Origin of the sequence: Sulfitobacter sp. 1A12157, assembly GCF_043557345.1 — a bacterium.
In the GTDB taxonomy this organism is placed as follows: Bacteria; Pseudomonadota; Alphaproteobacteria; order Rhodobacterales; family Rhodobacteraceae; genus Sulfitobacter.
Genome location: NZ_JBIFFV010000006.1, coordinates 59,925 through 77,094, shown reverse-complemented (window position 1 = coordinate 77,094; position 17,170 = coordinate 59,925). Strand labels below are relative to the sequence as shown.

18 protein-coding genes are annotated in these 17,170 nt (G+C 63.5%); 4 read left to right on the top strand and 14 right to left on the bottom strand.

Going from position 1 to position 17,170, the window contains the following annotated elements; all coding sequences use genetic code 11:
• Positions 1 to 24 precede the first annotated feature (24 nt).
• The 4 genes from ACGYLC_RS11770 (at position 25) to ACGYLC_RS11755 (ending at position 2,832) form a co-directional block, all read left to right on the top strand.
• Complete coding sequence (locus ACGYLC_RS11770) at positions 25 to 702, top strand: cell division ATP-binding protein FtsE (RefSeq protein WP_394423083.1); 678 nt, start codon at positions 25 to 27, stop codon at positions 700 to 702.
• Positions 699 to 1,607, top strand: a complete 909-nt coding sequence (locus ACGYLC_RS11765; RefSeq protein ID WP_394423082.1) for a cell division protein FtsX — start codon at positions 699 to 701, stop codon at positions 1,605 to 1,607. Before ACGYLC_RS11770 ends, ACGYLC_RS11765 begins: the two co-directional genes overlap by 4 nt.
• Positions 1,604 to 2,341: a lysophospholipid acyltransferase family protein gene (locus ACGYLC_RS11760; protein WP_394423081.1), complete on the top strand. Its 738-nt coding sequence runs from the start codon at positions 1,604 to 1,606 to the stop codon at positions 2,339 to 2,341. Before ACGYLC_RS11765 ends, ACGYLC_RS11760 begins: the two co-directional genes overlap by 4 nt.
• 104 nt (positions 2,342 to 2,445) lie before the next feature.
• Positions 2,446 to 2,832, top strand: a complete 387-nt coding sequence (locus ACGYLC_RS11755; RefSeq protein ID WP_394423080.1) for a hypothetical protein — start codon at positions 2,446 to 2,448, stop codon at positions 2,830 to 2,832.
• Between the two features lie 387 nt (positions 2,833 to 3,219).
• On the opposite strand, the gene lpdA is transcribed toward ACGYLC_RS11755, so the two are convergent.
• The 14 genes from lpdA to ACGYLC_RS11685 form a co-directional block, all read right to left on the bottom strand.
• Positions 3,220 to 4,608: a dihydrolipoyl dehydrogenase gene (gene lpdA, locus ACGYLC_RS11750; protein ID WP_394423079.1), complete on the bottom strand. Its 1,389-nt coding sequence runs from the start codon at positions 4,606 to 4,608 to the stop codon at positions 3,220 to 3,222.
• Positions 4,609 to 4,702: 94 nt separating this feature from the next.
• The gene (locus tag ACGYLC_RS11745; RefSeq protein WP_394423078.1) at positions 4,703 to 5,098 is read right to left on the bottom strand and encodes an MAPEG family protein; all 396 of its coding nucleotides are present in this window, start codon (positions 5,096 to 5,098) and stop codon (positions 4,703 to 4,705) included.
• The gene (locus ACGYLC_RS11740) at positions 5,095 to 5,358 is read right to left on the bottom strand and encodes a hypothetical protein (RefSeq protein ID WP_394423077.1); all 264 of its coding nucleotides are present in this window, start codon (positions 5,356 to 5,358) and stop codon (positions 5,095 to 5,097) included. The genes ACGYLC_RS11745 and ACGYLC_RS11740 overlap by 4 nt, the downstream gene beginning before the upstream one ends.
• 11 nt (positions 5,359 to 5,369) lie before the next feature.
• A complete protein-coding gene (locus ACGYLC_RS11735) occupies positions 5,370 to 5,753 on the bottom strand; it encodes an MAPEG family protein (RefSeq protein WP_394399071.1) in 384 nt (127 codons plus the stop codon).
• 79 nt (positions 5,754 to 5,832) lie between these two features.
• Positions 5,833 to 7,419 (bottom strand): 2-oxoglutarate dehydrogenase complex dihydrolipoyllysine-residue succinyltransferase, encoded by a 1,587-nt coding sequence (gene odhB / locus ACGYLC_RS11730; protein WP_394423076.1) that lies wholly within the window; start codon positions 7,417 to 7,419, stop codon positions 5,833 to 5,835.
• 3 nt (positions 7,420 to 7,422) lie between these two features.
• A complete protein-coding gene (locus tag ACGYLC_RS11725) occupies positions 7,423 to 10,383 on the bottom strand; it encodes a 2-oxoglutarate dehydrogenase E1 component (protein WP_394423075.1) in 2,961 nt (986 codons plus the stop codon).
• A 305-nt stretch (positions 10,384 to 10,688) separates the two neighbouring features.
• Positions 10,689 to 11,576 (bottom strand): succinate--CoA ligase subunit alpha, encoded by an 888-nt coding sequence (sucD, locus tag ACGYLC_RS11720; RefSeq protein WP_067261915.1) that lies wholly within the window; start codon positions 11,574 to 11,576, stop codon positions 10,689 to 10,691.
• 52 nt (positions 11,577 to 11,628) lie between these two features.
• Positions 11,629 to 12,315, bottom strand: coding sequence for a hypothetical protein (locus ACGYLC_RS11715; RefSeq protein WP_394423074.1), 687 nt, complete (start codon positions 12,313 to 12,315; stop codon positions 11,629 to 11,631).
• A gap of 73 nt (positions 12,316 to 12,388) precedes the next feature.
• Positions 12,389 to 12,682, bottom strand: coding sequence for a hypothetical protein (locus tag ACGYLC_RS11710; RefSeq protein ID WP_394399063.1), 294 nt, complete (start codon positions 12,680 to 12,682; stop codon positions 12,389 to 12,391).
• 135 nt (positions 12,683 to 12,817) lie between these two features.
• Positions 12,818 to 14,011 carry an ADP-forming succinate--CoA ligase subunit beta gene (gene sucC, locus ACGYLC_RS11705; RefSeq protein ID WP_394423073.1) on the bottom strand — a complete coding sequence of 398 codons (1,194 nt, stop codon included), beginning with the start codon at positions 14,009 to 14,011 and terminating at the stop codon, positions 12,818 to 12,820.
• A 223-nt stretch (positions 14,012 to 14,234) separates the two neighbouring features.
• Complete coding sequence (locus ACGYLC_RS11700) at positions 14,235 to 15,266, bottom strand: MaoC family dehydratase (RefSeq protein ID WP_394423072.1); 1,032 nt, start codon at positions 15,264 to 15,266, stop codon at positions 14,235 to 14,237.
• Entirely contained in the window at positions 15,266 to 15,469 is a 204-nt protein-coding gene (locus ACGYLC_RS11695; protein WP_067261906.1) for a DUF1737 domain-containing protein, read from the bottom strand. The genes ACGYLC_RS11700 and ACGYLC_RS11695 overlap by 1 nt, the downstream gene beginning before the upstream one ends.
• 14 nt (positions 15,470 to 15,483) lie before the next feature.
• On the bottom strand, positions 15,484 to 16,041 hold the full coding sequence (locus tag ACGYLC_RS11690) for an NnrU family protein (RefSeq protein ID WP_394423071.1): 558 nt from the start codon (positions 16,039 to 16,041) through the stop codon (positions 15,484 to 15,486).
• Positions 16,038 to 16,904, bottom strand: coding sequence for an HpcH/HpaI aldolase/citrate lyase family protein (locus ACGYLC_RS11685; protein WP_394423070.1), 867 nt, complete (start codon positions 16,902 to 16,904; stop codon positions 16,038 to 16,040). Before ACGYLC_RS11685 ends, ACGYLC_RS11690 begins: the two co-directional genes overlap by 4 nt.
• Positions 16,905 to 17,170 lie beyond the last annotated feature (266 nt).

Below are 17,170 nucleotides of genomic sequence, written 5' to 3'. Positions count from 1 at the left end.
GTCGAAGTTTTTTAAGGTGGATGCGTGATAGAGCTCGAAAATGTGGCCTACAGCTATGGCGGGGGCGAATTGCTGTCTGACATCACGCTGAAACTCGCCCCCGGATCCTTCCATTTCCTGACCGGCCCCTCGGGCGCGGGCAAGACCACCTTGATGAAGCTCTGCTACGGGGCGCTTTTGCCCACGGCGGGGCATTTGCGGATGTTCGGGCAAGACGTGCGCGGGCTGGGGCGCGATGACATCGCGCTGATGCGCCGCCGTGTCGGTGTGGTGCATCAGGACGTGAAATTCCTCGACCATCTCCCCCTGACCGAGAATGTGGCCCTGCCGCTCAATGTTTCGGGCCGTGGGGCCGAGGCGGGGGGCACCGATCTGGAAGAATTGATGTCTTGGGTTGGCCTGACCAACCGCGCCGACGCCCTGCCGCCTGAGCTTTCGGGCGGGGAGCGGCAGCGGGCCGCCTTGGCGCGCGCGGTGATCATGTCGCCCGATGTGATCCTCGCGGATGAGCCGACGGGCAATATCGACTGGGACATGTCCCAGCGGCTGCTGCGCCTGCTGATCGAGTTGAACCGCATGGGCAAGACCGTGTTGATCGCAACCCATGATCTGGGCCTCATCCGCGCCACCAAGGCGCATGTGCAGGCCCGCGTCTTGCGCATCGCGAACCGGCGTATCCAACTGGCGGGGGCGGATTTGTGAAACGCTTCGATCTGGGCGCCCTGCGCGCGATTTTCAAAGGCGACCGGCAGGCCGACCGTGTGGTGCCGCCTTCGGGTTTCACCGCGCAACTGACCCTTTTCGCCGCGGCGGCGATGGCCTTTCTGGCGGTTTTTGCCTTGGCGCTGTCGCTGGCCTCGGGCCGGTTGGCGCAGGTCTGGGGGCAGGAGTTGGCGCAGTCGGCAACGGTGCGGATTGTGGCCCCCTTGGATCAACGTGCGGCCCAGACGGAGGCGGCTTTGAAGGTGTTGCAGACGACCAAGGGCGTGGCCTCGGCCCGTGCGCTGACGGATGCGGAGCAAGAAGAGTTGCTCGCCCCGTGGTTCGGCCCCGAACTGGCGATGGAGAACCTGCCCGTGCCGCGGCTGATCGAAGTGGTCGAGGAGGGCGAGGGGTTGGACCCCGTGGGCCTGCGCCTGCGCCTGTCGGCCGAGGTGCCGGGCGCGGTGCTGGACGATCACAGCCGTTGGCGCGCGCCGCTGGTGGCGGCCGCGGGCCGTTTGCGCCTCTTGGGCTGGATATCGACCCTGTTGATCGGGGCTGCGGTGGCCGCGATGGTGACGCTTGCCGCGCAGGCGGCGCTTGCCGCCAATGCGCAGGTGATCGCGGTGCTGCGGCTGGTGGGGGCGACCGATGACTATATCGCGCGGGCCTTCATCCGCCGTTTCACCCTGCGCGCGCTTCTGGGTGCGGCGGCGGGCACGGCTTTGGGCATGATCGCGGTGGTGTTGCTGCCCGACGCGGGCGAGGCGGGCGGGTTTCTGACCGGCCTGGGCTTCCAAGGCTGGCATTGGGCGGTGCCGCTGATGGTGCCGTTCCTTGTGGGTGCGGTCGCCTTTGCCGCCACCGGGGCCGCCGCGCGGCGTACATTGAGGGAGTTGACATGAAGCTGCTGCAATGGGTCCGCTCGATCCTCTATATCGTGCAGGTGACCGTGGCGATGCCGGTGATCGGACTGGCCTTTGCGCCTTGGGCGATGTTTTCCAAACGCGGCGCCTATGCGGCTTGCAAAGCCTATGCCGCTTGGGCGATGTGGACGGCGCGTTGGCTGATCGGGCTGCGCTGCGAGGTGCGCGGCCAAGTCCCCGAGGGTGAGGTTCTGATCGCGGCCAAACATCAGTCTTTCCTCGATATCATCATGATCTTCCACGCCCTGCCACGGGCCAAGTTCATCATGAAGCGCGAGGTGCTTTGGACGCCGGTGATCGGGCAATACACCAAGCGGATGCAGATGATCGCCGTGAACCGGGGCAAGCGCGGGCAGGCGATCACCAAGATGATGGAAGACGTGAACGCAGGCCGGGTGGAGCCGGGGCAGATCGTGATCTATTCCCAAGGCACCCGTGTCGCCCCGGGGCTCAGCGCGCCTTACAAGGTCGGCACGGCGGTGCTTTACGATCAACTGGGACAGGTCTGCGTGCCTGCGGCGACAAATGCGGGCTACTTCTGGCCGCGCCGTGGCCTTTACCGCCGCCCGGGCTTGGCCGTGGTGGAGTTTCTGGCGCCGATCGAGCCGGGGCTGGATAAGCGCGCCTTCATGGCCCGGCTGGAGCAGGAGGTGGAGAGCCATTCCGACGCGCTGCTGCGCGAGGCCGGATGGCAGCCTGCGGAGGCGGGGTAGGCGTATAGGTGACGCGACGAAATTCGCGCTTAGATTGAATTTCCTCTGGAACCTTCAAGCTTGTAAGTCTACGAAGAGGTGTATTTTTCGTTAAGGACTTTAAAATGAAGAAAATTATAGCATCGCTTGCGTTGGCAGCGGTTTCTGTAAGCGCTTGTGCTCAAAAGGCCGACACAATTGCTCCGTCCTATGTGTCGCCAGTGACTTACCAATCTTACTCTTGCAAGCAATTGGTGGCCGAAGCGAACCGCGTGAGTGCTAAGGTTGGCGAACTCTCCGGCGTTCAAAACAAAAAAGCCAGCGATGACGCGGTCGCCACCGGCGTGGCGCTGGTCGTGTTCTGGCCGGCCGCTTTCTTTATCAAGGGCGACAAGCAGACCGCGGCAGAACTGGGGCGCCTGAAAGGCGAGTTAGAAGCCTTGGAGAAAATGAGCATCCAGAAAAATTGCGGGATCACTTTCCGGCGAGTAGCTCCGGCTAAAGCTGATTAGACCTTCGGGCGTATAAAGCCAGTCTTGAGCGGCCTGTCTAATCTAGGCGGGCCGTTTTTGCTTGTGCGGAGCAGGGGTTGGCATGTTCCACCCGGTCGCTGGCCGGGCGGCGCCGGCATGCCATAGTGCCCGCTGAAACGACGGTTTCGCGGGACGCAATCTCGGATATCTGGGAAGCCGTTAAAGTGGCGGCGCCGCCGGGGGAGGTGGAAAGAACAGGCGTCACCCTGCATGTCTCTACGTATCGACATGACCCCGCGAGGGGCCTCGTCTTCCGTGAATGTCGCGACGGGGGAGGTTGTAGGGCAGGGGTGTTAACCCGCGATAGCCGCAGCGGGCGCCGTCTGCGCAACGAAAAGGGGCGGACCCTTGGCCCGCCCCTTTGCATTACATGTGGATCGGCCCGTCGCCGCAGGCCAGAGCGGCCTCGCGCACGGCCTCGGAATAGGTCGGGTGCGCGTGGCAGGTCATCGCCAGATCCTGCGCCGAGGCGCCGAATTCCATCGCCACGCAGACCTCGTGAATCAGATCGCCCGCGCCGGGGCCGATGATGTGGCAGCCAAGGATGCGGTCGGTCTCTTTGTCGGCGATCAGCTTGACGAAACCGTCACCGGCAAAGACTGCCTTGGCCCGGGCGTTGCCCATGAAGGAGAACTTGCCGACCTTATAGGCCCGGCCCGCTTCCTTCAGCGTCGCCTCGGTCTCGCCCACGCTGGCGACTTCCGGGTGGGTGTAGATCACGCCGGGGATCACGCCGTAGTTCACATGGCCATGTTTGCCTGCGATGACTTCGGCGGCGGCCATGCCCTCGTCCTCGGCCTTATGCGCGAGCATCGGGCCTTCGATCACGTCACCGATGGCATAGACGCCTTTGACGGAGGTCTCCCAATGCTCGTTCACGGCGATCTGGCCGCGCTCGGTCATCTTGATGCCAAGATCGTCGAGCCCCATGCCTTTGACCACCGGCTTGCGGCCTGTGGCGACGAGCACGGCATCGGCTTCGATCTCATGTTCGCTGTCGTCCTTGCGCAGCTTGTAGCTAACCGTGGCCTTGCCCTTGGTGACTTCGGTCTTCTGCACGGCGGCACCCATGACGAAGTTCAACCCCTGCTTTTTCAGCATGCGCTGGAAGGTCTTTTGCACCTCTGGGTCCATGCCGGGGGTGATCACGTCGAGATATTCGACGACCGTAATCTCGGTGCCGAGACGGGCATAGACGCTGCCCAGTTCCAGCCCGATCACGCCTGCGCCGATCACCACCATCTTCTTGGGGATCTTGCCCAGTTCCAGCGCGCCGGTGGAGGTTACCACGGTCTTCTCGTCGACCTCGACGCCCGGCAGGCCAGCCGCTTCGGAGCCCGAGGCGATGATGATGTTCTTGGCCTCGTGGACCTCATCGCCGACCTTGACCTTGCCCGCCTCGGGGATCGAGCCCCAGCCCTTGAGCCAGTCGATCTTGTTCTTCTTGAACAGGAACTCGATGCCCTTGGTGTTGGTCTCGATTGTCTTGTCCTTATAGGTCAGCATCTGCTTCCAATCGACGGTCGGCGCTTTTGCTTTGAGACCCATCTCTTCGAAATTATGCTCGGCCTCATGCAGCATATGCGTGGCGTGCAGCAGCGCCTTGGAGGGGATGCAGCCCACGTTGAGGCAGGTGCCGCCGAGGGTCTCACGGCCTTCGACACAGGCGGTTTTCAGGCCCAGTTGCGCGCAACGGATGGCGGCGACATAGCCGCCGGGGCCGGAGCCGATCACGATGACATCATAGCTCGACATGGGGGGGTCTCCTTAGCAGTCGGGTGGTGCAGGCAAGGTATGAGGCGCGGGTTTCAGGTGCAAGCGCCGCTGCCTGCGGGTGTTTGGGAAAGGGTTAAACGAGAGCCGCCAGCAGCATCAGCATGGTCGCGGCGAAACCGACGATCCAGATGAACGACCGATGCGGGCGCAGGCCAAGCGCATAGGCGGGAACATAGAGCAGCCGGGCGATGAGATAGACCCAAGCGCAGGCGGCGGTGAAGGCGGTGTTCTGGGCCGACATCTGCACCACGCCCACGGCGATGCCGAAAAGGATCAGCCCTTCGAAATGGTTGTCGAGTGCGCGGCCCAAGCGGGCGGTGCGGTCGCTCATCGCGCGCGACGGCTCACGGTCGCGCGCCGACATGGTGTAGCCGGGGCCAAGCTCCCGGTTGGCGGGCACGGCGTAGAGCACGAATTGCACCCCCTGCAGCAGGGCCGCGAGGGTCAGAACGGTCAGCTCGGCGCTCATGCGGATTTCACGAAATAGGCGGTGGAACTGGTCACGGTGCCCCTGTCATCGCTGCTGAGCGCATCGGACCGGGCGAGCCAATCGTCGGCCTTTTTGCGGTCGTTCACATCCAACAGGACAGAGGCTTTCGTGCTGCTGTCGGCGTGTTGCCAGATTTGCAGCACCGAGAGCCCCGCATTGCGCCGCGCCTCGGCATCGGCGTCGAATGCGTCTTTCCAAGCGGCGAAATCGGTGACGTCGAAGTGGCAGATCATCTGCATGGGAATGCCTTTCAGAGCGCGTGGAAATAAAGAACGGCGGTGGCGGCATAGCCTGCGAGCCACGCCAGCGTGCGGATCGTCGGCACGCCAAGGGCGTAGACGATCAGATAGATGATGCGTGCCAGCAGGAAGACCTGTGCGGCCAGCAAAGTGGCGCTGTTGTTGCGGCCCAAGATCTCGACCAGCAGCACGGCGGGGGCGAAGATCGCCATGGCCACGACAGAGTTATCAAGCGCGCGGCCCAGACGGGCGGTCATGCCGGTGGTGGTGCGCGTCTCATCGCGCGAGGACATCAGGTAGCCCATCGACAGCTGCCGGGTGGCCCCCAGTACCTGCAAGAGGATCGTCAGCATGACCAGAAGGCCATAGGCGGCGAGGAGGGTGGTTTCGGTCATGGTCTGTGTCCTTTCGCTATGTGGGAAAATCCACGGGTCCACAGGTAGATAGGGCGGGGGTCGCCCCCCGCCCATAGTATCACAGATCCATCAACAGACGGCGCGGATCTTCGAGCATCTCCTTGACGCGCACAAGGAAGGTCACCGCGCCCTTGCCGTCGATCAGGCGGTGGTCGTAGCTGAGCGAGATATACATCATCGGACGGATCACGACTTCGCCGTTGATCGCCATCGGGCGGTCCTGAATCTTGGCCATGCCGAGGATGCCGGACTGCGGCGGGTTCAGGATCGGCGCGGTCATCAGCGAGCCGTAGACGCCACCGTTGGAGATGGTGAAGGTGCCGCCGGTCATGTCGGCCATGGTGAGCTTGCCGTCACGGGCCTTCTTGCCCATGGCGTTCACCGCCTTCTCGATCTCGGCAAAGGACATCGCGTCGGCATTCTTGATCACCGGCACCACGAGGCCCGTGGGCGTGCCTGCGGCGACGCCCATGTGGACGTAGTTTTTGTAGATCACGTCGGTGCCATCGATTTCGGCATTGACCTCGGGGATTTCCTTCAGCGCGTGACAGCAGGCCTTGGTGAAGAAGGACATGAAGCCCATCCGCACGCCGTGCTTCTTCTCGAAGTCGGCCTTGTAGGCGTTGCGCAGGGCCATGACCTCGGTCATGTCGACCTCGTTGAAGGTCGTCAGGATCGCGGCGGTGTTCTGCGCTTCCTTCAGGCGGCGCGCCATGGTCTGCTTGAGGCGGGTCATCTTGACCCGCTCCTCGCGGGCGGCGTCATCGGGGGCGGAGGCAGCGCGGGGGGCTGCGGGTTTCCCCTCGGCCTTCGGGGCGGAGGAGGTGCCGGCGGCCACGGCTTTGGCCACGTCTTCCTTCATCACGCGACCGTCACGGCCCGAACCTGTGACCTGATCGCGGCTGATGCCTGCTTCGGCCATCGCTTTCTTGGCGGAAGGCGCGTCTTCGACATCCTTGCCACCGGCGGGCTTGGTCTCAGGCGCGGCACCGGCACCGGATTTGGCGTCTTCGCCCTTGGGGGCGGCGGCGCCTGCGCTGGTGGTCAGAACGGCCAGCGTGGCAGAGGCTTCGACGGTGCTGCCTTCTTCGGCAAAGATCTCGGCCAGCACGCCTGCGGCGGGGGCGGGGACTTCGACGCTGACCTTGTCGGTCTCCAACTCGCAAAGCATCTCATCGGCTTCGACCTTGTCGCCGACCTTTTTGAACCAAGTGCTTACGGTCGCTTCGGTCACCGACTCGCCCAAGGTGGGCACCTGTACGTCGATGCTTTGACCTTCGCGGGCGGCGACTTCGGTAGCGCCTGCGTCGATGGCTTTGGGCGCATCGCCGCCACGGTCGGACTGGGAGGCGGCACCGGCATCTTCGGCGGCTTCCTTGGCCTTGGGCGCGGCGGCAGAGCCGCTGTCGCCTTCGCTGACATTGGCCAGAAGGGCGTCGACACCCACGGTGTCGCCTTCTTGGGCCACGATCTCGCTCAGGGTGCCGGCGACGGGGCTGGGCACTTCGACGGTCACCTTGTCGGTTTCCAGCTCGCAGAGCATTTCATCCACCGCGACGGTATCGCCGGGTTTCTTGAACCATGTGGCAACGGTGGCTTCTGTGACGGATTCGCCCAGCGTTGGGACGCGTACTTCGCTTGTCATGGTTTACTTTCCTTTGATGGTCAGCGCCTCGTCAACGAGGGCGGCTTGTTGTGCTTTGTGCTGGCTGGCCAGACCCGTGGCGGGCGAGGCCGAAGTGGCGCGGCCCACATAGGAGGCGCGGCCATGTTTCGCGTCGATGCGGCCCAGAACCCATTCGATGTTGGGCTCGATGAAGGACCAAGCCCCTTGGTTCTTGGGCTCTTCCTGACACCAGATCATCTCGGCCTCTTTGAAACGCTCCAGCTCTCTGACCGCGGATTGCGCGGGGAAGGGGTAGAACTGTTCAAAGCGCAGGATGTAGATGTCGTCGATGCCGCGGGCGTCCCGCTCTTCCAGCAGGTCGTAATAGACCTTGCCCGAACACATCACCACACGCTTGATCTTGTCATCCGCGACCAGTTTGGTGTCGGAGTTGCCTTTTTCGGCGTCATCCCAAAGCACCCGGTGGAAGCTGGACCCGGTGGTGAATTCGTCGGCCTTGCTGATGGCCAGTTTGTGGCGCAGCAGCGATTTCGGTGTCATCAACATCAGCGGCTTGCGGTAGCTGCGGTGCAACTGACGGCGCAGGATGTGGAAGTAGTTGGCGGGCGTGGTGCAGTTCGCCACGATCCAGTTGTCGCCGCCGCACATGGTGAGGAAACGCTCCAGACGGGCCGAGGAGTGCTCGGGCCCCTGACCTTCGTAGCCATGCGGCATCAGGCAGACGAGGCCCGACATGCGCAGCCATTTGCTTTCACCGGAGGAGATGAACTGGTCGAACATGATCTGCGCGCCATTGGCGAAGTCGCCGAACTGCGCTTCCCAGAGCGTCAGCGCGTTGGGTTCGGCCAGCGAATAGCCATACTCGAACCCCAATACCGCATATTCGCTGAGCATGGAGTCGATGACCTCATAGTCGGCTTGACCCTCGCGGATGTGATTCAGCGGATAGTAGCGATCTTCGTTCTCTTGGTTGATGAAGGCCGAATGCCGTTGGCTGAAGGTGCCGCGCGTGCTGTCCTGACCCGACAGGCGGACCTTATAGCCCTCGGTCAGCAGGGAGCCGAAGGCGAGCGCCTCTGCCGTGGCCCAGTCAAAGCCTTCACCGCTTTCGAACATCTTCTTTTTCGCGTCGAGCAGACGGCCGATGGTCTTGTGCAGGGGGAAGCCCTCGGGCGCGGTGGTGATCGCCTTGCCGACGTCTTGCAGCGTTTCGGGGGCGATGGCGGTTTTGCCGCGCTGGTAGGACTTGTTCTTTTTGTCCATGCCGGACCATTTGCCGTCGAGCCAGTCTGCCTTGTTCGGGCGGTAGTCTTTCCCGGCCTCGAACTCATCGTTGAGATGGTTCTGGAAGGCGGTCTTCATGTCTTCGATCTCCCCCTCGGGGATCAGACCGTCGGCCACCAGACGCGAGGTATAGAGGCTCAGTGTGGTTTTCTGTTTCTTGACGCTCTTGTACATCACCGGGTTGGTGAACATCGGCTCGTCGCCTTCGTTGTGACCGAAGCGGCGGTAGCAGAAGATGTCGATGACCACGTCCTTGTGGAACTTCTGGCGGAACTCGGTTGCGACGCGGGCGGCGTGGACCACGGCCTCCGGATCATCGCCGTTGACGTGGAAGATCGGTGCCTCCACGACCAGCGCGTTGTCGGTCGGATAGGGCGAGGAGCGCGAGAAATGCGGCGCGGTGGTGAAGCCGATCTGGTTGTTCACCACGATATGCATGGTGCCGCCGGTCTTGTGGCCCTTGAGGCCGGACAGCGCGAAACATTCGGCCACGACCCCTTGGCCCGCGAAAGCCGCGTCGCCGTGCAGCAGCACGGGCATGACGGCGGTGCGGTCTTGGTCGTTCAATTGGTCCTGTTTGGCGCGGACCTTACCCAGCACCACGGGGTTCACCGCCTCTAGGTGGGAGGGGTTCGCGGTGAGCGACAGGTGCACGGAGTTGCCGTCGAACTCACGGTCGGAGGAGGCGCCGAGGTGGTATTTCACATCGCCCGAGCCATCCACATCGTCAGGCTTGAAGCTGCCGCCTTGGAATTCGTTAAAGATCGCGCGGTAGGGTTTTTGCATGACATTGGCCAGCACCGACAGACGGCCCCGGTGGGGCATGCCGATGACGATGTCCTTCACGCCCAACTGGCCGCCGCGCTTGATGATCTGCTCCATCGCCGGAACAAGGCTTTCGCCGCCATCGAGGCCGAAACGCTTGGTGCCCATGTATTTGACGTGCAGGAACTTTTCGAAACCTTCGGCTTCGACCAGCTTGCTCAGGATCGCCTTGCGGCCTTCCTTGGTAAAGGCGATTTCCTTGCCGTAGCCTTCGATCCGCTCTTTCAGCCAACCGGCCTGTTCGGGGTCGGAGATATGCATATATTGCAGCGCGAAGGTGCCGCAGTAGGTCGAGCGGACGATGTCGACGATCTGCTTCATGGTGGCCACTTCAAGGCCCAGCACATTGTCGATGAAGATCGGGCGGTCCATGTCGGCATCGGTGAAACCGTAGGACTTGGGGTCAAGCTCGGGCTGTTCGCCCATGTCGCGCATGCCCAGAGGGTCGAGCGTTGCGGCGAGGTGGCCACGGATCCGGTAGGCGCGGATCAGCATGAGCGCGCGGATACTGTCGAGCACGGCGGCGCGGATCTGGTCGTCGGAAACGGGAACGCCCTTTTCCTCGGCCTTTTTCTTGATCTTCTCGCCTGCGGCCTTCGCCTCGGTCGGTTCGGGCCAGACGCCGGTCAGCGCGCCCATCACCTCGCTTTGGGGGGCGGGGGGCCAATCGGGGCGTGCCCAAGAGGGGCCAGCGGCCTCGGCCTGCGCGGTTTCGGCGTCATCGCCCATCGCCGCAAAGAACGTTTGCCATGCCTCGTCCACCGCGTTGGGATCGTTGGCATAGCGGGCGTACATCGCCTCAAGATATTCCGCGTTGTCGCCTTCCATGAAGGAAGAGGCATGGAATTGTTCGTTGGCGGGTTGGTCGGTCATTGGGTCACCTTTGTTCGGCGGGGCAGACGGGACAGGGTCAGAATCAGGGTCGGTCTATAGTCAGGCCCGGCGCGGGGGGCCATAGGTATTGAAGGCGGAGGTGCAGGGCTTTGCCGGGCCGCCGGGTCGGGCGCTTGCCCGCGGGCCGGCGCCGGGCGAAAGCGGGCAGAGATTGACCGCGGTCTGTATGTGCATCTTGCCCTCCTTCGCTGTCGGCGGCGCCGGGTGGTTTTCATCAAGACCCCGCAAAACATAGCGCTTTGCAGAGTGGGTCAATGGGCGGGCCGTGGCCCGCCCGGCAGGCATCAGCCCTTGTCGATCGCTTCTTTGACCGCTTCGCCCAATGTGGCGGGGCTGTCGGCGACCACGATCCCGGCTTCTTTCATCGCCTCGATCTTGCTCTCTGCGTCGCCCTTGCCACCGGCGACAATCGCGCCCGCGTGGCCCATGCGGCGGCCCGGAGGGGCGGTGCGGCCCGCGATGAAACCGGCCGTGGGCTTCCAACGGCCCTTCTTCTTCTCATCGGCGAGGAATTGCGCCGCTTCCTCTTCGGCGGAGCCGCCGATTTCACCGATCATGATGATCGATTGCGTCTCGTCATCGGCAAGGAACATCTCCAACACGTCGATATGCTCGGTCCCTTTGATCGGGTCGCCGCCGATGCCCACGGCCGAGGACTGGCCGAGGCCCATGTCGGTTGTCTGCTTCACGGCCTCATAGGTCAGCGTGCCCGAGCGCGACACGACGCCGACAGAGCCGCGGCGGTGGATATGGCCCGGCATGATGCCGATCTTGCAGGCGTCGGGCGTGATGACACCGGGGCAGTTCGGCCCGATCAGGCGCGATTTGGAGCCTTCGAGCGCGCGGGCGACGCGGGCCATGTCCAGAACCGGGATGCCTTCGGTGATGCAGACAATGAGTTCCATCTCGGCGTCGATCGCCTCGAGGATCGAGTCGGCGGCGAAGGGGGGCGGGACGTAGATCACGGAGGCATTCGCCTCGGTCGCGTGTTTGGCCTCGTGCACGGAGTTGAAGACCGGCAGGTCGAGATGCGTTTGACCGCCTTTGCCCGGGGTCACGCCGCCGACCATCTTGGTGCCATAGGCGATGGCCTGTTCGGTGTGGAACGTCCCCTGCGAGCCGGTCAGACCCTGACAGATGACTTTGGTGTTTTCGTTGACTAGTACGGCCATGATTTCTTCCTTGGTCGGTGATGTTTAATCCCGGGGGCAGGCCCCGGGGGCGTCAGACGCGGTGCGCCCGGTTGGTGGGATGGGCCGTGGCAGGCGCAGGGCCGGGCCACAGCAGGATGGCGGCGAGGAACATGACCGGGATGCCAAGCTCCCCGATCTCCTCGACGACGAAGGCGGTGCGTTCGGCATCGGCGGAAATCTCGATCCCCAAGGGGGCGAGTTTGCGCGCGATGCCGTCGAGCAGTTTGTATGCGACGGTGAAACCGATCCCCAGCAGCACGGCCCCGGCCCAAGCGCGGCCCCGAAACAGGGCCGTGAGGTAGGGGCGGGCGTGACGCCAGAGCATCAGCAGGATCGCGGTGACGATCAGCGCAAGGATCAGTGCGGCGATCAGCCGCTCGCCCAGCGGGACGCCCTCACCGGTATATTGCCGGGCTTTGAAGAGGCCGCGGGAGAAGAGGCTTTTGTCGAGGTCCAGTTCCCGCGCGGCCATGACCGCCAGCACCAGCGGCAGATACCAGACCCGCAGCACCGCGCCGCGCAGGGTCCAGACCAATGCGAGAATGCAAAGGATGTAACCTACGACCGAAAGGCTTTCGTAAAAGCCGCCTTCGGCCAGCAGCGTGCTTTGGGTGGCGGCGGGCAGGCCGTTCACAACGACCATCTGCGCGGCAAAGGCCAGGATCAGGGCAAGGATCACCCCCCAGCCCGCGCGGGAAGAGGCAAACGCCGGTGTCATAGGGCCGCCTTTCGCGGGGCGCTGTCGCGCTTGGCCGCGTGTTGGGTAAGGGGGGCGAGCGACAGCGCGGGCATCAGTAAAGCTGCTCATCTTGATCGACCAGCAGGTCCAGCACCCGCAGGGTCAGCAGACCCGCACCCATGATCATCAGGCTGCGGCCAATGGAGCCGGTGAGGTTCGACGGCAGGATCATCGCCAGCCCGTCGCGGGATTTCCGCGCGGCGCGGCGCAGCCCGCGGTCGTGGCGCCGGTGGTTGGCCGGTTCGGGCAGGCGCAGCGCGCCGGGTTGCCATTGCTGGATCAAAATGCCCGCCCCCAATAGCGCAATACCCGTCAGAACGGGGGAGGATTTGGGAGAGTGATCCATACTGACCTCATTGCGTAATCGGGTGGGCGCGGCGCCGTGTCGTCGCATTTGCCCCTGCCGCAGCGGGGCGGCAGGAACGTTGGAAACGGCCAGTCCCGACCGGCGCGGGGGCCGGGCGGGACTGGCCGAAAAGGCTTAGCCTTTGACCGCTTTCACGATCTTCTGCGCGCCATCCTTCAGGTCGTCGGCGGCGATGACGTCGAGACCGGAGTTGTTGATGATTGCCTTGCCTTCTTCGACGTTGGTACCCTCAAGGCGCACGACCAGCGGCACTTTCAGGCCGACTTCCTTGACCGCGGCGACCACGCCTTCGGCGATGACATCGCAGCGCATGATGCCGCCGAAGATGTTCACGAGGATGCCTTTGACGTTCTCGTCGGAGGTGATGATCTTGAAGGCTTCGGTGACTTTCTCTTTGGTCGCACCACCGCCCACGTCGAGGAAGTTGGCAGGCTCCGCGCCGTAGAGTTTGATGATGTCCATTGTGGCCATGGCGAGGCCCGCGCCGTTCACCATGCAGCCGATCTCACCGTCGAGCGCGATGTAGTTCAGGTCGTATTTGGAGGCTTCGAGTTCCTTGGCGTCTTCCTCGGTCTCGTCGCGCAGGTTGGCGATGTCGGGCTGGCGGTACATGGCGTTGCCATCGAAACCGACCTTGGCGTCGAGCACCTTGAGTTCGTTGCCGGGCATGACGATCAGCGGGTTGATCTCGAGCATCTCCATGTCCTTCTCGATGAAGGCCTGGTAGAGTTGACCCATCAGCTTCACGCATTGCTTGACGGCGGCACCCTCAAGACCCAGCGAGAAGGCGACGCGGCGGCCGTGGTAGGGCTGGTAGCCGGTGGCCGGATCGACGGAGAAGCTGAGGATTTTTTCAGGTGTCGCTTCGGCGACTTCTTCGATGTCCATGCCGCCTTCGGTGGAGCAGACAAAGGAGATGCGGCTGGTCTGGCGGTCGACCAGCAGGGCGAGGTACAGCTCACGCTCGATGTCAGAGCCGTCTTCGATGTAGATGCGATTGACCTGCTTGCCTGCGGGGCCGGTCTGATGCGTGACCAGCGTTTTGCCCAGCATCTTCTTGGCTTCCTCGGCCGCTTCTTCCACGGATTTGGCAAGGCGCACACCGCCCTTTTCGCCAGCGGCGGCTTCCTTGAAGCTGCCCTTGCCGCGACCGCCTGCGTGGATCTGCGCTTTGACAACCCAAAGGGGCCCGTCCATTTCGCCGGCTGCGTTCTTGGCGTCTTCTGCCTTCAGCACAACGCGGCCGTCGGAGACAGGGGCGCCATAGCTGCGCAGGAGGGCTTTTGCCTGATATTCGTGGATGTTCATGAAAACGGTCCCGTTTCTGTTCCAGTTGCCCCGTAGTATGGGGATGACTCTCGTTCCTGTAAGGGTTTTTTCGGAGAAAGCGGGGTTTGGCCAGCTAAAAATGAGATTTGTGATCACACGATAAATACGTGTGATCACATTTCCGCTCAAAGGCTCCGAATCGGCTGATTTTTGCTTGATTAAGGGGGGATAGGCCGCCCCGCTCAAGGGGCGGACCGGCCAGTCAGCGCGGCATGAGCGCCCAATAATCGAGGTCAAGCAAAACCTCTGCGCGGTATTTTCCGGCCTCATCGCGCAGCTCGAAGGGGGCGCCGCCCTTGGTTGCCACAAGGCGCAGACGCAGCGCGCCGACACCGGGGGCCGAAGTCTCGGCCTTGTCGAGCACTTCGGTCCATGCCCGGACGGTATCGCCTGCAAGGCAGGGGTTGGCATGGGCGCCGCCGTTCAGCCCCACGACCATCTGCGCATTGGCCAGCCCGTTGAAGGACAGCGCCCGCGCCATAGAGATCACATGCCCGCCGTAGATCAGCCGCGAACCGTCGGGGCGGGCGGAAGTGTCGAAATGCACCTTGGCGGTGTTCTGCCACAGGCGCGTGGCCATCATGTGTTCGGCTTCCTCAATCGTGACGCCGTCGACATGGTCGATCTTTTCGCCGACCACGTAGTCGCCCCAGCGGTGCGGCTCCCCGGCGCGGGCGAAGTCGTAATTGGTAAAGTCGAGGCCCTGCGGGATATGCAATTGATCCACACTCAGCGCATCGGGGAGATCCGGCAGGGTGGTTTCGGGCGCGGGGGCGTCGAGGTCGGCTTTGCGCACCATGACCCAGCGGACATAGTCCAGCACCATTTCGTCATTCTGGTTCAGCCCGGTGGTGCGGACCCAGACCACGCCGGTCTTGCCGTTGGAATTTTGCTTGAGGCCGATGACCTCGCTTTGCGCACGCAGCGTGTCGCCGGGCCAGACGGGGCGCAGCCAACGGCCTTGGGCATAACCCAGATTGGCCACGGCATTGAGCGAGACATCGGGTACGGTTTTGCCAAAGACGATGTGAAAGGCGATCATATCGTCGAGCGGGCTGGCCTTCAGCCCGCAGGACTGGGCGAAACTGTCGGCGGAATAGAGCGCGTGCCGCGCGGGGTAGAGCGCGTGATAGAGCGCGCGTTCGCCCGCGCCGACCGTGCGGGGCACCGCGTGATGCAGCACCTCGCCCAGTGTGTAATCCTCAAAGAAGCGGCCCCGGTTGGTCTTGCTCATTACTGCTCGCCCAATTTGGTATCGGGCGAATAGGTGCCGGGGGCGTCTTTCACCACGGCTTGGCCGCAGCGCATGACCCCGGCCTTGTGGTCCCATGTCTGGGTGGGGGAGCCGTAAAGCTCCCAGCCTTTGTTCAGCGCGTCGGTGACCTTGTGGCAAAAGGCGGATGTGTCTTCTTCGGAGAGGAAGCGGTAAACTTTCATGGAAGGCTCCGGGGTCAATGGGGGAAGGGGATGACGCCAAGCCATGTGTGAATGCCGGCGACGAGAACGAAAAGGATCGTGGAGATCACGATGAGGCGGATATAGGTGGCGCGGCCTGCGTGGGGCGGGGGTGTCCAGCCCGGCTCGGCGCGGTTGATCAGGATCACCTCGCTCACCGCCCAGCCGAGCATGGTGCCAAAGAGCAGGATAGAGGCGAGATCGCCGTTGACCAGAAGATGCGCCGTGGCCCAGATTTTCACCGCCAGCAGTTGCGGATGGCGGGTTTTATAGGCGGGCCATGCCTTGGCGCCCTTGGCGGCGCTGGAGCCGAAGACCCAGAAGGCCAGCACCATCAACAGGTTGTTAAGGTGGGTTAGGAAGCTCGGCGGGGTCCAGACCGGAATGAATTCCGCCGCGCGATACCCCCAGATGATGAGGGCGAGTGCCACGACCAATGCGGCGGCCACTGCGCCTCGGCCTGCGGTGCCCATCTGCGCCCGTTGGACAGGCATCAGGCGTTTGAAGAGATGGGCCCCGATCCAAAGGATCAGGCCGAGGATGAGAACTGTCATGGCGAAGGCTCCGGGCTCATGGCTGCAATTGCCGCCAGTTTTGCCAGTGTTTCGCGGGCGGTGGCAACATGGAGATTCTCCACGATTTTACCGTCGACGACCGCCACGCCCTGACCTGCGGCCTGCGCCTCTCCATAGGCGTCGATCTGGCGGCGGGCGAGGGCGACTTCCGCCTCCGACGGGGTGAAGGCGGCATTGGCGATGTCGAGCTGCGCGGGGTGGATCAGGGTCTTGCCGTCGAACCCCATGTCGCGGCCCTGTTCGCATTCGGCGCGCAGCCCGTCTTCGTCTTTGAACGCGTTATACACCCCGTCGATGATCGCCACGCCATGGGCCTTGGCGGCCAGCAGGCAAAGGCCGAGGCCGGTGATCAGCGGCAGGCGGTCGGGGCGGAAGCGGGTTTGCAGGTCTTTCGCCAGATCGTTGGTGCCCATGACCATGGCCTGCAACTGGCGGTGTCCGGCGATGGCGGCGGCGTTGAGCATGGCGCCGGGGGTTTCCATCATCGCCCAGAGGGGGATGTCGCCCACGATCTCGGCCAGCGCTTCGAGGTCGGCGGGGGAGCCGACCTTGGGCAAGAGAATCGCATCGGGCTGCATCGCGGCAGCGGCGCGGGCGTCATCGGCGCCCCATTCGGTGTCGAGCCCGTTGATCCGCACCACCCGCATCCGCGCGCCGTAGCCGCCCTCGGCCAGTGCCTCGGCCAATGTTTCACGTGCAGCGACTTTCTCGTCGGGGGAGACGGCATCTTCGAGGTCGAAGATCACGGCGTCGCAGGCCAATCCACGGGCCTTGTCCAAGGCACGGGGCTTGGAGCCGGGGATGTAGAGAACGGAACGCAGGGGGCGGGTTGTGGCGGTCATGAAAGGCTCCTCGGGTAGGGCGGCGCGCTGGCCGCCTAACATTGTTGCGCACAGAGGGGCATTTTTGTGCGAAAACTTCAAGGCAAAACATGCCGCGACGCAGCGAAGCCGTTGCAGAGATTTCCGCGCGGCGAATTAACCAGTCTTTCAGCCTTGCGGCGCACTGTCTTTTGCATCGCATCTGAGGCAACACTCGGCGCAGCGGATGCAGTCATTTCAACCAAGGCTGCTTTGGGGCCGGTGCGAAAGATGGCGCATTTCACCCC

Coding starts and splice junctions, on each gene's coding strand:
- ACGYLC_RS11755 (WP_394423080.1), top strand. CDS start 2,446: ATGAAGAAAATTATAGCATCGCTTGCGTTGGCAGCGGTTTCTGTAAGC.
- ACGYLC_RS11740 (WP_394423077.1), bottom strand. CDS start 5,358: ATGCAGATGATCTGCCACTTCGACGTCACCGATTTCGCCGCTTGGAAA.
- sucC (WP_394423073.1), bottom strand. CDS start 14,011: ATGAACATCCACGAATATCAGGCAAAAGCCCTCCTGCGCAGCTATGGC.
- ACGYLC_RS11715 (WP_394423074.1), bottom strand. CDS start 12,315: ATGACACCGGCGTTTGCCTCTTCCCGCGCGGGCTGGGGGGTGATCCTT.
- odhB (WP_394423076.1), bottom strand. CDS start 7,419: ATGACAAGCGAAGTACGCGTCCCAACGCTGGGCGAATCCGTCACAGAA.
- ACGYLC_RS11695 (WP_067261906.1), bottom strand. CDS start 15,469: ATGAAAGTTTACCGCTTCCTCTCCGAAGAAGACACATCCGCCTTTTGC.
- ACGYLC_RS11690 (WP_394423071.1), bottom strand. CDS start 16,041: ATGACAGTTCTCATCCTCGGCCTGATCCTTTGGATCGGGGCCCATCTC.
- ACGYLC_RS11685 (WP_394423070.1), bottom strand. CDS start 16,904: ATGACCGCCACAACCCGCCCCCTGCGTTCCGTTCTCTACATCCCCGGC.
- ACGYLC_RS11735 (WP_394399071.1), bottom strand. CDS start 5,753: ATGACCGAAACCACCCTCCTCGCCGCCTATGGCCTTCTGGTCATGCTG.
- ACGYLC_RS11700 (WP_394423072.1), bottom strand. CDS start 15,266: ATGAGCAAGACCAACCGGGGCCGCTTCTTTGAGGATTACACACTGGGC.
- sucD (WP_067261915.1), bottom strand. CDS start 11,576: ATGGCCGTACTAGTCAACGAAAACACCAAAGTCATCTGTCAGGGTCTG.
- ACGYLC_RS11745 (WP_394423078.1), bottom strand. CDS start 5,098: ATGAGCGCCGAGCTGACCGTTCTGACCCTCGCGGCCCTGCTGCAGGGG.
- ACGYLC_RS11725 (WP_394423075.1), bottom strand. CDS start 10,383: ATGACCGACCAACCCGCCAACGAACAATTCCATGCCTCTTCCTTCATG.
- lpdA (WP_394423079.1), bottom strand. CDS start 4,608: ATGTCGAGCTATGATGTCATCGTGATCGGCTCCGGCCCCGGCGGCTAT.
- ACGYLC_RS11760 (WP_394423081.1), top strand. CDS start 1,604: ATGAAGCTGCTGCAATGGGTCCGCTCGATCCTCTATATCGTGCAGGTG.
- ACGYLC_RS11710 (WP_394399063.1), bottom strand. CDS start 12,682: ATGGATCACTCTCCCAAATCCTCCCCCGTTCTGACGGGTATTGCGCTA.